13 protein-coding genes are annotated in these 13,892 nt (G+C 67.3%); 5 read left to right on the top strand and 8 right to left on the bottom strand.

Translation table 11 applies throughout. From position 1 onward, the window contains the following. Window positions 1–141 precede the first annotated feature (141 nt). Entirely contained in the window at window positions 142–1,122 is a 981-nt protein-coding gene (locus ABIB29_RS00765; RefSeq protein WP_354169230.1) for a DNA-3-methyladenine glycosylase family protein, read from the top strand. A 130-nt stretch (window positions 1,123–1,252) separates the two neighbouring features. Here the strand turns inward: ABIB29_RS00765 and ABIB29_RS00760 are convergent, their stop codons facing one another. Genes ABIB29_RS00760 through ABIB29_RS00735 form a run of 6 tightly spaced genes read right to left on the bottom strand, consistent with a single transcriptional unit; the run spans window position 1,253 to window position 8,290 of the window. Next, window positions 1,253–2,467 (bottom strand): fumarylacetoacetate hydrolase family protein, encoded by a 1,215-nt coding sequence (locus ABIB29_RS00760; protein ID WP_354169228.1) that lies wholly within the window; start codon window positions 2,465–2,467, stop codon window positions 1,253–1,255. A gap of 13 nt (window positions 2,468–2,480) precedes the next feature. Further along, window positions 2,481–4,019, bottom strand: a complete 1,539-nt coding sequence (locus ABIB29_RS00755; protein WP_354169226.1) for an aldehyde dehydrogenase (NADP(+)) — start codon at window positions 4,017–4,019, stop codon at window positions 2,481–2,483. Next, complete coding sequence (locus ABIB29_RS00750; RefSeq protein ID WP_354169223.1) at window positions 4,016–5,347, bottom strand: enolase C-terminal domain-like protein; 1,332 nt, start codon at window positions 5,345–5,347, stop codon at window positions 4,016–4,018. Before ABIB29_RS00750 ends, ABIB29_RS00755 begins: the two co-directional genes overlap by 4 nt. 22 nt (window positions 5,348–5,369) lie before the next feature. Further along, window positions 5,370–6,650 (bottom strand): TRAP transporter large permease, encoded by a 1,281-nt coding sequence (locus ABIB29_RS00745; protein WP_354169219.1) that lies wholly within the window; start codon window positions 6,648–6,650, stop codon window positions 5,370–5,372. Between the two features lie 9 nt (window positions 6,651–6,659). Beyond that, on the bottom strand, window positions 6,660–7,253 hold the full coding sequence (locus tag ABIB29_RS00740; RefSeq protein WP_354169216.1) for a TRAP transporter small permease: 594 nt from the start codon (window positions 7,251–7,253) through the stop codon (window positions 6,660–6,662). After that, window positions 7,250–8,290, bottom strand: a complete 1,041-nt coding sequence (locus tag ABIB29_RS00735) for a sialic acid TRAP transporter substrate-binding protein SiaP (protein WP_354169213.1) — start codon at window positions 8,288–8,290, stop codon at window positions 7,250–7,252. The genes ABIB29_RS00740 and ABIB29_RS00735 overlap by 4 nt, the downstream gene beginning before the upstream one ends. 172 nt (window positions 8,291–8,462) lie before the next feature. Here ABIB29_RS00735 and ABIB29_RS00730 point away from each other — a divergent pair, with 172 nt between their 5' ends. Next, a complete protein-coding gene (locus ABIB29_RS00730; protein WP_354169210.1) occupies window positions 8,463–9,179 on the top strand; it encodes a GntR family transcriptional regulator in 717 nt (238 codons plus the stop codon). Between the two features lie 183 nt (window positions 9,180–9,362). Here ABIB29_RS00730 and ABIB29_RS00725 read toward each other — a convergent pair whose 3' ends face one another. Continuing rightward, on the bottom strand, window positions 9,363–11,039 hold the full coding sequence (locus ABIB29_RS00725) for an AMP-binding protein (RefSeq protein ID WP_354169207.1): 1,677 nt from the start codon (window positions 11,037–11,039) through the stop codon (window positions 9,363–9,365). A gap of 101 nt (window positions 11,040–11,140) precedes the next feature. Between ABIB29_RS00725 and ABIB29_RS00720 the strand changes: the two genes are divergently transcribed. Next, entirely contained in the window at window positions 11,141–11,419 is a 279-nt protein-coding gene (locus ABIB29_RS00720) for a putative quinol monooxygenase (protein WP_144671282.1), read from the top strand. Window positions 11,420–11,523: 104 nt separating this feature from the next. Here the strand turns inward: ABIB29_RS00720 and trxA are convergent, their stop codons facing one another. Beyond that, window positions 11,524–11,937, bottom strand: coding sequence for a thioredoxin (trxA, locus tag ABIB29_RS00715; protein ID WP_354169204.1), 414 nt, complete (start codon window positions 11,935–11,937; stop codon window positions 11,524–11,526). Between the two features lie 147 nt (window positions 11,938–12,084). On the opposite strand from trxA, the gene ABIB29_RS00710 reads away from it, so the two are divergent. Together ABIB29_RS00710 and ABIB29_RS00705 are read left to right on the top strand one after the other, a co-directional pair. Beyond that, a complete protein-coding gene (locus ABIB29_RS00710; RefSeq protein ID WP_354169201.1) occupies window positions 12,085–13,089 on the top strand; it encodes an ABC transporter ATP-binding protein in 1,005 nt (334 codons plus the stop codon). Next, window positions 13,086–13,886: an ABC transporter permease subunit gene (locus ABIB29_RS00705; RefSeq protein WP_354169198.1), complete on the top strand. Its 801-nt coding sequence runs from the start codon at window positions 13,086–13,088 to the stop codon at window positions 13,884–13,886. Before ABIB29_RS00710 ends, ABIB29_RS00705 begins: the two co-directional genes overlap by 4 nt. The last annotated feature ends 6 nt before the right edge of the window (window positions 13,887–13,892 follow it).

The following is a 13,892-nucleotide window of genomic DNA, read 5'->3' as shown; positions in this document are numbered from 1 at the left end:
CATGGCATGGCCGGTCCACGCCACAGCCGGAGTCTAGTGCCGGTCAACCCCGGAGGTAAGGGCCGGAGCTAAGGGCCGTCCGGCCTTCATCGCCCTCCCGCCGGAATCCTGGCTGTCAGGCGTTCGTGGAATCATGGTCGGATGACCATTGCAGACGTCCCCGCCGGTGTTGCCGCCGCGGCGGACGCCTCGCTGCGCTGGATCCCGGGCGGTCCCTTCGACTTGATGCAGACCGTCGGTACGCTGCTGCGGGGGCACGGCGATCCGTCCATCCGCACATCGCCGGACGGCCTCTGGATGGCGTTTACCACGCCGTCGGGTCCGGCCACGCTCCGGCTGGCTGCGGCCGGTCCGCCGGCGGGTCCCGCCGTCGACGTCCGTGCCTGGGGGCCGGGTGCCGCCGACGCCGTCGGTTCCGCGCCGCGGATGCTGGGCCGCGACGACGACTGGTCCGCCTTTGATGAGCCAGCGTTCCACGCCACCCTCCCCCGGATGGTTGTTGAGGCCCGACGCCGGAACCCCGCCGTGCGGCTGCCCGCGACCGGCCGCCTGATCGACTCCCTGGTGCCCACGATCCTGGAGCAGAAGGTCACGGTGATCGAGGCCAGGCGCGGCTACCGTTACCTGATGTACCGCTTCGGCACCCCGGCCCCCGGCGCCGGCACCGTCGCCCCGGCGAACCTGCTGGTGCAGCCCACCCCCGAGCAGTGGCTGCGCATCCCGTCCTGGGAATGGCACAAGGCCGGGGTCGGTCCGCAGCGTTCGGCGACCGTCATGCGCGCGCTCCGCTCCGCCGTCGCGCTGGAACGGCTGGCAGGGCTCCCGGCAGCGGAGGCCGCCGCGAAGCTGCAGACCATTCCCGGCATCGGTGTGTGGACCGCTGCGGAGGTCGTGCAGCGCACGCACGGCTGCCCGGACTCGATTGCGGTGGGCGACTACCACCTGGCGGCGTACGTGGGTGCGGCGCTGACCGGCCGCCGGACCGACGACGCCGGGATGCTCCGGCTGCTGGCCCCATGGGCCGGGCACCGGCAGCGCGTGGTCCGGATGATCGGCTTCAGCGGCTTCCGCAAACCGACCTTCGGCCCGCGGATGACCATCCAGGACCACCGCGGCCACTAGATGAGAGAATCCGAATCGGTCGCCGTGGAACAGGCACGGCACCGTGATGCCGGTGCCGTGCCTGTGGTGACGACTACATCGCCAGTTGCCTCGAGCTGGTGGAAAGTGCGGGAATCAAGGCCTGCTTCGTCTACATAACTGCGGCGTTGAAGGATGGCGTGCCTGCACCCGTGGCCGGTTGCGTGGTGAGCCCCTCCGCCGCCAAGTAGATGAACAGCGCCCGGATCCCGAACTCCCACGGTGGCAGCTCCTCGGCAATACCGGTGGTGTTCACCAGCGTGCCCAGATGCGAGCTGCTGATGGAGACCACGTCCCCAGGCTTGTGGGTGAAGCCCAGGCCCGGGGTGTCGCGGTCCTGACTGGGTGCGAATAGCGTGCCGGTGAACAGTGCGAAGCCATCCGGGTACTGGTGGTGCGGGCCGAAGGTGGCGGCCGCGAGTTCCTCGAACGTGCGGCTGATCCGGGACATGCTGCTGCGGCCCTCCAGCATATATCCGTCCCCGCCAGTGATGGCCAGGCAGATCTCCTCCGTGCGCAGCGTCTCCAAGGTGAAGGCATCGTCGAACAGGCGGATGAACGGGCCCAGCGCACTGGAGGCGTTGTTGTCCTTCGCCTTGCCTAGTAGCAGGGCACTGCGCCCTTCCACGTCCCGCAGGTTCACGTCGTTGCCGAGGGTGGCGCCGCGCAACCGGCCGTGGGAATCGGCGATCAGCACCAGTTCAGGCTCGGGGTTGTTCCACGCGGAGAAGGAGGGAATTCCGATCCGCGAGCCGTACCCCACGGAGGACAGCACCGGAGCCTTGGTGAAAACCTCCGGGTCCGGCCCGATGCCCACCTCCAGGTACTGCGACCACATGCCCTGCCGGATCAGGACCTCCTTGGCGTGCGCCGCTTCCGGCGAGCCGGGCCGCAGCTGGCCGATGCTGCCGCCCAGCGCCTGAGCCACCTGGGCGCGGACCTCAGCGGCCCGGGATGCGTCCCCGGCGCAGCGCTCTTCGATGACGCGTTCTAACATGCTGTCCACGAACGTGACCCCGCAGGCCTTGACCACCTGCAGGTCGATGGGCGCCAGCAGGAACGGCCGTGAAGCGTTGTGCTCCCGGGATGCTTTCACCAGTTGGTCCAGCCGCCAACGCGGACTGTCTCCGGCCTGGGCCAGGACGTCCATCGGGTCCGTTAGGTCCATCAGCCCGGCGACGGTGGGGGCCAGGTGCGTGATGTCGACGAGGGCGGCGCCCCCGTCCGCCGCGGCCGTCACCATAACGACGCGCGGTCCGCCGGTTTCCGGGTCCCAGACCCTGCCTACCCAGTGTCCCGACGCGTAGTCGGCGGGCAGGATGTTCATGTCAGCGGTCACCTCACTCACCGTCCCTGGCAGCCGGTGAGCCCTGGACAGGTGCGCCCGCGCCTGGGGCCGGAATCCAGACACCGTCAATGCGTCGCGTGATGCCCCACGGGTTGGCGTCGCGCAGGGCGGGCGGCAGCTGTGGCTCGGGGAAAGAGTCGTAGGCCACCGGGCGCAGGAAACGTCCGACGGCGGCTGTCCCCACCGAGGTGGTGCCTGGTGCCGTCGTGGCCGGGTAGGGCCCCCCGTGCTGCTGCGCGTAGCTAACGGTGACCCCGGTGGGCCAGGCGTTCCAGAGCAGCCGGCCGGCCCGTTCGCGTAAGACGGTGACCAGCGCGGAGAGTTCCTCCTCGGGTTCGGCCTGGATGGTTGCGGTCAATTGGCCGTCCAGCAATCCGGCGAGCCCGGCCAGGTCCGTGCCCGGCTGGTATCGGATCAGCAGGGTGGCCGGGCCGAACATCTCCTGCTCCAGCAGTGCCGGGTTGGCGCGGACGGCCTCGGCGGTGGTGGCCAGGACCGTGGGCCGGGGCGCTTCGGCCTGGTCGCCAGGGACCAGGACCTCCACGCCGTCCTTTCCTGCCAGCCCGGCCAGGGCCTGGTCGAACCCTTCGCGGAGCTTGGGGCTCAGCAGCGGGAAGCTGGGCTTGCCGGCGAGGTAGCCGCCTAAGACGGTACCGACGTCGTACGTATCCGCCGCCGGGACGAACAGCAGTCCGGGCTTCGTGCAGAACTGGCCCATGCCCAGGGTGAAGGAGCCGGCGTAGGCGGCGAGGATCCCGTCGCGCCGGGCGGCCCACGCCCTTTCGGTGACGAACACCGGGTTGATACTGCCGAGTTCGCCGTAGAAGGGGATGGGCTCGGGGCGGCGGTTGGCGCGGTTGAACAGGGCGCGGCCCCCCGCAGTGGAGCCGGTGAAGCCGACCGCCTTGACCAGCGGATGGTCCACCAAGGTCTCGGCTGCGGCGCGGCCAGTGACCGTGGAGAACAGCCCGGCGGGAGCTCCGGAGTCGTTCAATGCTTCCACCACCACATCGCCGGTCCGCAGCGCCAGCTGCAGGTGCCCTTCATGGATCTTGTGCACCACAGCGCAGCCCGCAGCCAGCGCGGAGGCCGAATCGCCGCCCATCACACTGAAGGCGAAAGGGAAATTGGAGGCGCCGAACACGCCGACCACCCCCAGCGGAACGTTGACCCGGCGGATGTCCGGGCGCGGTCCCATACCCCAGTTCGGGTCGGCGGGGTCGATGGTGGCCTCAAGGGATTCGCCGCGAAGGACCTCCTGGGCCATCAGCCGCAGCTGGAACACCGTGCGGCGAAGCTCGAAGCGGAGCCGGCCCTCGTCCAGGTGCGTGTCCGCCTGGCCCAGGCCCACCAGCTCATCGGCGTTTGCTTCCAACCCTGCCGCCACGGCCTCCAGCCATGCGGCACGGGTCACGGGGGCGGCGTCGCGGGACTGCTCGTAGGCGCGCTGGGCGGCAAGGATCTGCTGCTCCGCCTGGCTGGCAGTGCTGGGTGAGTGCGTGCAGGTTTGAGTGGCGGGGGTGCTGGTCATGAGCTCACTCCTGAAGTGACGGCGGCGCGGTCGCCGATCTCCAGCCAGCCCTGTCCGGTGGGGAATGTCCAGCGTTCGCGGGATTCGGGCAGCATTTCCGCTCCGGAACCGGGCAGGCGCGGCGCAAGGTAGCGGCCGGCCTCGATCCTTACCGGGTCGGTGAAGTGCTCGTGGAGGTGGTCCACGTACTCGATCACGCGGTTGTCCGTGGTCCCGGAGACCGCAGCGTAGTCGAAGAAGGAAAAATGCTGCACCAATTCGCAGAGGCCCACGCCACCGGCGTGCGGGCACACGGGAGTGTCGAAGCGGGCGGCCAGAAGCAGGGTGGCGAGGTTTTCGTTGACACCGGCCACGCGGGTGGAGTCGATCTGGACCACGTCGATGGCACCGGCCTGGAGGAGCTGCTTGAAGACGATCCGATTGGCCACGGCTTCGCCGGTGGCAACCTTGACGGGGAAGACGCCCTTGCGGATGTCTGCGTGGCCCAGGATGTCGTCGGTGCTGGTGGGTTCTTCGATCCACCACGGGTTGAATTCAGCGAGGCCGTTGACCCAGTCGATGGCTTCGCCCACTTCCCAACGCTGGTTCGCATCGATGGCAATCCGGATATCCGGCCCCACCGCTTCACGGGCCAGGCGCATGCGGCGGCGGTCCTCCTCAAGGCTGCCGCCCACCTTGAGCTTGATGAGGCCGAAGCCGTCCGCCACGGCTTCCTTGCTGAGCCGGACCAGCTTCTCATCGCTGTAGCCCAGCCAGCCAGGGGAAGTGGTGTAGGCGGGGTAGCCATGCTGCAGCAGCTCGGCGATGCGGGCCTCCTTGCCGGCGGCGCCGCGGCGCAGGATATCCAGCGCGTAGGCCGGGGTGAGGGCGTTCTGGATGTGGGTGAAGTCGATGGCGCTGACGATCTCCTCCGGCTGCATTTCGGCCAGGAGAAGCCACAGGGGTTTGCGCTCGCGCTTGGCGCGCATGTCCCAGAGGGCGTTGACCAGGGCGCCGCAGGCCATGTGGGAGACGCCCTTTTCGGGACCGAGCCAGCGCAGCTGGGAGTCGTGGACCAGGCGGCGGGACGCGGCGCCAAGGTCGTTGACCAGTTCGTCGGTGTCCCGGCCGATCAGGAGCCGACCGTAGGATTCGATCGCCGCGGTGATGATCTCGTTGCCGCGGCCGCAGGTGAACACGAAGCCGTGGCCGCTCTCGCCGTCGTCCGCGGTGACGGTGACGTAGGCAGCGGAGTAATCCGGGTCCACGTTGACGGCGTCGGAGCCGTCCAGCTCAAGGGAGGTGGGGAACCGAAGGTCCTGGGTGGTGATGGAGATGATTCTGGACACGGTAGGGAAGCCTTTCGAAGGGTTAGCGGAAGCCCAGCAGCGTGGGCAGCCACAGGCTGAGCGCGGGGACGAAGGTGATGATCACCAGGGTGGCGAGCATGGGGATGAAGAAGGGGATGACCCCCTTGATGACCTGCGGGACGGGGACCTTGGTCACGCTGGAAAGGACAAAGAGCACCAGGCCCACAGGCGGGGTGAGCAGTCCGATAAGGAGGTTGAAGATGACCACCACGCCGAAGTGGATGGGGCTGAGGCCGAACGTTTCGGCCACCGGTCCCAGCACGGGCACCAGGATGAGGATGGCGGCGGTGGGTTCCAGGACGCAGCCGATCACCAGCAGGAGCAGGTTGACCAGGATCAGGAACACGATGGGGTGGTCCGTGAAGCCCAGGATGAAGTCCGCGGCGAGCTGGGGTGCCTGCTCGCGGGCCAAGACCCATCCGAACAGGGACGCCGCGGCCACGATCAGGAGCACCGAGCCTGCAGTTTCCACCGAGCCGAGCAGGATGCGGTAGGTCTTGCGCCAGGTCAGGGACTTGTAGAGCAGCGCCAGGACGAAGATGTACAGCACGCCGATGCCGGAAGCTTCCGTGGGGGTAAAGATTCCGCTGAGGATTCCGCCGAGGATGACGACGCCGGCGCCGAAGGCCGGCAGGGCGCCCAGCAGGGACTTGCCGCGTTCGCTCCAGGTGGAGCGGGGCATCACCAAATGGTGCTGTTTGCGGGTGAGCCACCAGACCATAAAGCACAGGCAGCCGATGAGGATCAGGGCCGGAACGATGCCGGCCATGAACAGGGCGCCCACGGAGACGCCGGCGGTGACGGCGTAGATGATAGCGGGGATGCTGGGCGGGATCATCGGGGCGATCAGCGAGGAGGCGCCGGTGATGCCCACGCCGAATTCTTCGGTGTAGCCGCGTTTCTTCATGGCCGGGACCTGGATCTTGCCCATGGCGGCGGCATCGGCGATGGCCGCGCCGCTCATCCAGGAGAAGCCGAAGCTGGTGGCGATATTGACGTAGCCCAGGCTGCCGCGGATGTGTCCCAGGTAGGCGACGGCGGCGGTGTAGAGGCGGTCAGAGACGCCAGAGACGTTGGCCACGTTACCGAGCAGGATGAACAGGGGCACGGCCAGGATGGCGAAGTTGTTGACACCGGAGGTGGTCTGCTGGACGGCGATGCCCAGGGTGGCGGAGGGGTCCAGGACCACGTAGGCCAGGGCGGGGACCAGCAGCGCTATGGCCACGGGCACGCGCAGGGCCAGCAGGCCCAGAAGCGCTGCGAGCATCAGGGTAAGTGTCATTGCGGGTCCTCAGAAGGATTCTTTTTCAAGGTTTTCCATGGCGCCGGGAACCTGGTCCGGGTGCTTCAGGTTGACGTAGGTGTTCAGCAGGCCGTGGATGAAGATCAGGGCGAAGCCCGCGGCCGCGGCCGTGTACACAAAGCTCATGGGCAGCTGGGTGGCGGGTGCCTTGAGCCGCGCGGCGGTCAGTGCAAACTGGAGTCCGGCGTAGGCCATGGCCCCGGAGACCACCAGGACCACCAGCATGGCGAAGGAGTCCATGGCCAGGGCGGCGCGCTTGCCCAGTTTGGCGGCCAGCAAGTCCACAGTGACGTGGAGGCGGCGGGCCATCACGAAGCCGGCGCTAATGAATGTCAGCCACACCAGGGCGAAGCGGGCGAGTTCCTCCGTCCAGGTCAGCGGGCTGGAGAAGATGTACCGACTGGCTACTTGGCTCAGGACCAGGAAGAAGACCAGGACCAGGAAGCCTGCGGCCAGCACGCGTTCGGCGTTGACCAGGGCGCGGACAGCGCGGCTTTTGGCCTCGAGGAAGTCCGGTTCGTCAGGGTGGTCCGGGACAGCGGCCACTGGCTGGGGCGTTGTTTCGGTGAGTTCGGCTGTCACTTGCTGGCCTGGATTTCCTTGTAGAGCTCGCCCCAGGAGACCTGGCCGGGCAGGGCTTCGCGGGCCTGGTCCATGAAGGCTGCGCGGTCCACGCCCTCGTTGACCTTGATGCTGCCGTCCTGCTTCCACTTGGCCAGGGTGTCCTTCTCGGCCGTTTCCACGCATTCCCGGACGCTGGTGGCGGCGGCATCCATGCCTTCATCAAGGGCCTTTCGCTGGGCTTCATCCAGGGAGTCGTAGATGGAGGCGCTGGTGACCACGTTGACGGCCTGGACCAGGTGCCCCGTGAGGTTTACGTAGTCCTGGACCTCATTGAACTTGGCGGTGGCGATGGTGGGGATGGGGTTTTCCTGGGCATCGATGACACCCTGCTGCAGGCCCAGGTAGACCTCGCCCAGGGCCATCGGGGTTGCGGTGCCGCCCATGATCTTGGTGTTGAGCATGTACTGCGGGGCGTCCGGGGTGCGGATCTTCAGGCCCTTCATGTCCTCAGGAGTGTTGATGGGCTTGTTGGAGGTGACGTGGCGGGTGCCGTAGTACCAGCCGGAAAGGACCTGCAGGCCGGACTCGTCCTTGAGGTCGCTGTAGATCTTCTTCATGGTGTCGCCTTCCAGGGTCTTGGCGAAGTGGTCCACGCTTTCGAACAGATACGCGCCGTCCAGCACCGCGGCTGGTTCGTGCCAGACGCCCAAGAAGGACGGTCCGGCAATCGACATGTCCAGAGCGCCGCTGGCCACCTGCTCCAGGGCCTGGGCTTCGCTGCCAAGCTGGCCACCGGGAAAGCTTTTGACGTTGATGCCGCTGCCAGCCAGCTTTTCGGTGAGTGTCTTGACCCCGCACTTTTCCACCGGGTGGGCGGCGTCATAGACGTGGGCTAGCTTGAGGGTGCGTCCTTCGCTGGCGGCTGCGGCGGCAACGTCCTGCTTCTTGCCGGCGTCCACCGGGCCGCCCACGCCGCAGCCGGCGAGGGTAAGTGCCGCTGCGGCGGCTACGGAAAGCTGAATGCCACGGTAGATTTTGCGAGTGGTCTTGTTCATCTGGTTCTCCTTTGAACGGGGCGGGGCTGTGCTGAGGAATGCGCGAAAGTTCGGGTGGCGGCCCTGTCCGGCCGGCTGAATCCAAACAAATATAGGATTCGTGAAAAAACTATATATGATGGGAGTCACATTGCAAGCGCAATGTGAAAACTTCTTCTGAAAGGGTTGCAACGTGGCAATCTCCGATGCGGCGCGGAGGCAGCGTCCGGCCCAAGGTGTGTACGAGGCACTTAAAGACCAGATTCTCGATAACAGGATCCCGCCGGGCACCAAGGTGAACATTGACGCGGTGGCCCGGGAGCTGGGCGTTTCACCTACTCCGGTGCGCGAGGCCCTGCAGCGACTGCAGGGCGACAATCTGGTGGTTGCCACCTCCGGCCGCGGGTACAGCACCACGGCGCTGCTCGACGCCGGCGGGTTGCGTGACCTGTTCGAGTTCCGGCTGTTGGTGGAACCGTGGGCCGCGCGCGCGGCCGCGGTGGACCGACTGGGCAACCCTGCGCGCCGGCTGGACGGCGAGCTGGCCGGCTTCCGGGAGCGCAGCAGCTCCGGCGGCGACATCCGGCAGGACCTGGTGGCGCACGATACACACTTCCATGAGCTCATCCTGGCTGCGTCCGGCAATGGCGCGATCTCCAACGCATTCGAGCAGACCCACTGCCACCTGCACCTGTTCCGGCTCTACCCGGCGGACGTGGACGGCACAATCACCATCGAGGAGCACCGCCAGGTCTCCGAAGCCATCCGCGCCTGCGATCCGGACCGCGCTGAGGAGGCGATGTACCGGCATCTGACCGGTTCCTACCGACGGTTTGCCGAAGCGTTCGACGGCGGCAGCGCCGTCACGCTGGACGCGCGCCGGGCGCCGTTTGTTGCGGACGTGGGCTAGGGTCCAGCGCGGCAGCGAAACCCTTGTTTCGGCGGCCGCCAGGGCGGTGGTTCGGCATCACCGTCGTCCTAAGGGGCGGCGCCGCCCGCCGTCTGGGGGTACTTTGGCGCGGACACGCCGTCATCTGTGGCGTCGGCGTCGAACGTTGCGCCCAGAGTGCCCCCGGACCGACGCGCTTTCGTATTAGAGGCCCAGCCGGGCCACGGCCTCCTGCCGCATGTCCACCTTGCGGATCTTCCCGGAGACGGTCATCGGGAAGTTCTCCCGCACGTCGACGTAGCGCGGGATCTTGTAGTGCGCCAGCTTCCCGCGGCAGAACTCTGCCAGGCTGCCGGCATCAAGCGACGCGGCGCCGGGCTTGAGGATGACGCAGGCCATCAGCTCCTCGCCGTACTTGTCGTCCGGCACCCCGATCACCTGGACGTCCTGGATATCCGGGTGGGTGTACAGGAACTCCTCGATTTCGCGGGGATAGACGTTCTCGCCGCCCCGGATCACCATGTCCTTGATCCGGCCCTCGATCACGATGTAGCCGTCCTCGTCCATCCGGGCCAGGTCCCCGGTGTGCATCCAACCGTCGGCGTCGATCGCCTCGGCGGTCTTGTCCGGCTGGTTCCAGTAGCCCTTCATGACGGAGTACCCGCGGGTGCACAGCTCGCCGATCTCGCCACGCTGCATCACGTCGCCGGTCATCGGGTCCACCACCTGGCTCTCCAGATGCGGCATGGTCCGGCCCACACTCTGGGTGCGCTGGGCCATCGTGTCCACGCTCCGGGTCATGGTGGACACCGGCGAGGTTTCCGTCATGCCGTAGCAGATCGCCACGTCCGCCATGTTCATCTCCGAGATGACCCGGTTCATCACCTCAATCGGACACAGCGAGCCCGCCATCACCCCGGTCCGCAGGGTGGAGAGGTCGTAGGAGGCAAAGTCCGGCAGGGCGAGTTCGGCGATGAACATCGTGGGCACGCCGTACAGCGACGTCCCGCCGAAGTCCTGCACGGCTTCCAGCGCCGCGGCGGGAGTGAACCCCCGGCCCGGGATGATGGTGGCGCAGCCGTGGCTGAGGGCGGCCAGGTTTCCGATCACCATACCGAAGCAGTGGTAGAACGGCACCGGCAGCACCACCCGGTCGTGCTCGGTGTACTCCAGCAGCTCACCGATCGAGTAGCCGTTGTTCAGGATGTTGTAGTGCGACAGCGTGGCCCCCTTCGGGAAGCCGGTGGTGCCGGAGGTGTACTGCAGGTTGATCGCGTCGTGGGGGTCCAGCTCGGCCATGCGCGCCTTCAGCGCGGAGTGCGCGACGTCGTCGGCCCGCTTGAGCAGCTCCGCGAACGTCCGCTCCGCGTCCGTTTCGGGGACGCCCGAGGTGAGGCCGGGCAGGCCCGCGTCGGGCAGGAACACGAGGTCGCGCAGCTCGGGGCATTCGGCCAGCGCCTGCCGGGCCATGCCGGTGTAGTCGCTGTTGCGGTCCGACGGCGCCGCGACCAGCATCCGCATGCCGTTCTGCTTGACCACGAACTCCAGCTCATGGCTCCGGTACGCGGGATTGACGTTAACCAGGACCGCCCCGACCTTGGCGGTCGCGTACTGCAGGATGGTCCACTCCGCGCAGTTCGGGCTCCAGATGCCGATCCGTTCACCCTTGGCCACGCCCAGGGCGAGCAGCGCGCGCGCCACGCGGTCGACGTCGTCGTTCAGCTTGGTGTAACTCCAGCGCCGTGCCTCTTCCCCCGGCACCGCGGCGGCTTCGATCAGGGCGTCCTGATAAGGGAATCTGGCCACGATCCGCTCGAAATTGTCGCCGATGGTTTCCTCGAGCAGCGGGACGTCAGTGTCCCCGGCTGTGTATGCAAGCATGATGTGACGCTACCAACACTCCGCCGCCAAAAGAAGACTAAAGCTTGGATGTCCTACGAAATCTTCCGGACACAATGCCCTCGCCCGGTATTGTGAAAACCATGAGCGCACCCATTGACCTTCAGGCCATCTTCATCCCCAACGACGGCGAGTTCTTCCGTGTGAAGCTCGCACTGGAAATCGCGATTGACGAGGTGGTTAACGAGCCCGGCTGCATCCGGTACGAGCTCACCGAGGCCAGCGAGGACAAGCTGGTGCTGACCGAACGGTGGGCCTCGCAGGAGGACCTGGACAAGCACTCGAAGGGCACGGCGGTCCAGGACCTCAATGAATCCCTCAGCGCCCTGCTGGCCGAGCCGGTCCAACTCGTGAAGCTCTAACCAAGTCCCAGTACAAACAACGCGGGGTCACTCCGCGCCCATTAATCCGAGGATTATGGGCGCGGAGTGACCCCGCGTTGCTGTATGCCGGTCAGGGGAGGCGCTCAGGCCTCGGGGATCTGGCTGCCGTCCTGCTTGCCGGCAGAGGCGGCGGCCTCGGCCTGGGACCGGGCCACGTGCGCGTGGACTTCTTCCATGTCGAGGGCCTTGACGGCGTCGACGACCTGCTCCAGCTGCTGCGCATTCAGTGCGCCCGGCTGGGAGAATACGAGCACCTTCTCGCGGAACGCCATCAACGTCGGGATGGACGTAATGCCGGCCTCGGCGGCGAGCTGCTGCTCGGCCTCGGTGTCCACCTTGGAAAAGACGACGTCCTGGTGCTTCTCGGAAACTGCGGCGTATGTGGGGCCGAACTGCTTGCACGGGCCGCACCATTCGGCCCAGAAATCGACGAGGACAATGTCGTTGTCCTCGACGGTAGATGCGAACTGTTCACCTGTAATGTCTACGGTAGCCATGGGTCTACGGTACGCGAGCAGCCCCGGATTGTCCCCCGCATTTCGCTCTTGGCACATCCATGTGACGGCCCTCCGGCGCCCCCTGCCATCCGGTCCGGGGCCCTAGGACCCTAGCCCGCACGGCGGCCACGGTTTACCATCGGCGCCATGCCCCCAGACCCGGGAAACACCACCAGCCAGGCCATCACGGTCGACTCCCTGACCAAGAAGTTCAGCCACCGGGAAGTACTGCACGGCGTCAGCTTCGCCATCGAGAGGGGCTCCGTTTTCGGCATGATCGGGCCCAACGGCGCGGGCAAGACGACTGTCATGCGGTGCCTGCTGGACATCATCCGGCCCACCGCCGGATCGTCGACGGTGCTCGGCGAGAACCCCCGGACCGCTGGCCCTGCGCTCCGCCGCCGGATCGGTTATCTGCCCGGCGAACTGTTCCTGGAAGGGCGGATCACCGGCCGCAAGCTGCTGTCGCATTACGCGGACATCAGTGGACCCGTCAGGCCCGGCCGGGTCGATGCCCTGGCCGAACGGCTGGGCCTGGACCTGGACCGGCACACCCGCAAGCTCTCCAAGGGCAACAAGCAGAAGCTGGGACTCGTCCAGGCCTTTATGCATGATCCCGAGTTGCTTGTGCTGGACGAACCCACGAGCGGACTGGACCCCCTGGTCCAGCAGGAATTCCTCACCATGGTCCGCGAGGCCCAGGCCAAGGGGCAGACGGTCTTCCTCAGTTCCCATGTGCTCAGCGAGGTCCAGCAGGCCGCCGACACGGTCGCGATCCTCCGCGACGGCCGCATCATCACCGTCGCCACCGTCGCCAGCCTGCGGGAAGGCGCGGTACGGCACGTGCGGCTCACGGCCATCGGGATTTCGGCGGCCGACGCCGGCGCGCTGCTGGCGCGGGTGCCCGGGATCGGGCACCTCGAGGTGCTGCCGGCGGGCGACGGCGTCGGGCTGTCCGCCACGCTGGGCGGTGCGATCCAGCCGCTGCTCCAGGCCCTGGCCACCCTCAAGCTCACCGAACTGGTGCTGGAGGACCCGGACCTCGAGGAATCGGTCCTTGAGCTCTACGGCACCATCCGCGGCAACGGCAACGGCAACGGCAACACGAACGGCGGCAACGGTCGCCGCAGACGGAAGGGACACGGCGCATGAGGAACCCGCTGCCGCTGTTCAGGCGGGCGTTCGTGGACTCCTGGCGTTCCACGCTCGGATGGGCGGCAGGGCTCGCCGCCGCGATCTTCATCTACCTGCCGCTCTATCCCTCGATCGGCGGAAGCCCGGAGATGCAGGGCATGATGGATGCCTTCCCGCCGGAGATGATCAAGGCCCTCAACTATGACCAGATCACCTCGGGACCCGGCTACACCCAGGCCACCATGTTCGGGCTGATCGGCTTCATGCTGATGACCATCGCCTCGGTGGCGTGGGGGGCGGCCGCGGTGGGCGGCGATGAGGAATCGGGCCAGCTGGAACTGACCCTGGCGCACGGCGTGACCCGCACGCAGGTTGTCCTGGAGCGGGCGCTGGCCATCCTGGTGCGCGTGCTGCTGCTCGTGGGTCTCGTGTTCGTGCTGATCCGGCTGCTGACCGATTCCGCGCAGCTGGGCATCCGCCCGGGGAACCTTTTCGGGACCTCAGTGCTGTTCGCCGGGCTGGCCCTGCTCTCGGCCAGCACGGCACTTTTTGCCGGCGCGGTGACGGGGCGGAAGACCTACGGGCTGGCCGCCGGTGCCGGCGTCGGCGTCCTGGGCTATGTGTTCAACGCCGTGGGCCGGCAAAGCAAGGACGTCGACTGGCTTCTGCACCTTTCGCCCTACAGCTGGGCGTACGGCAACAACCCGGTGGCCAACGGCGCGGACTGGGCGGCCGCGGGCTGGCTGTGGGGAATTGCCGCCGCGCTCGTGGCGCTTAGCGCCGTGGCGCTAAGCCGGCGCGACGTCGGGACGTAGCGACGT

It is taken from the genome of Arthrobacter sp. UYEF36 (assembly GCF_040547025.1).
Classification (GTDB): Bacteria; Actinomycetota; Actinomycetes; order Actinomycetales; family Micrococcaceae; genus Arthrobacter.
Note: the sequence above shows the minus strand (reverse complement) of the source record. Positions and strands in the feature narration are given on the sequence as shown.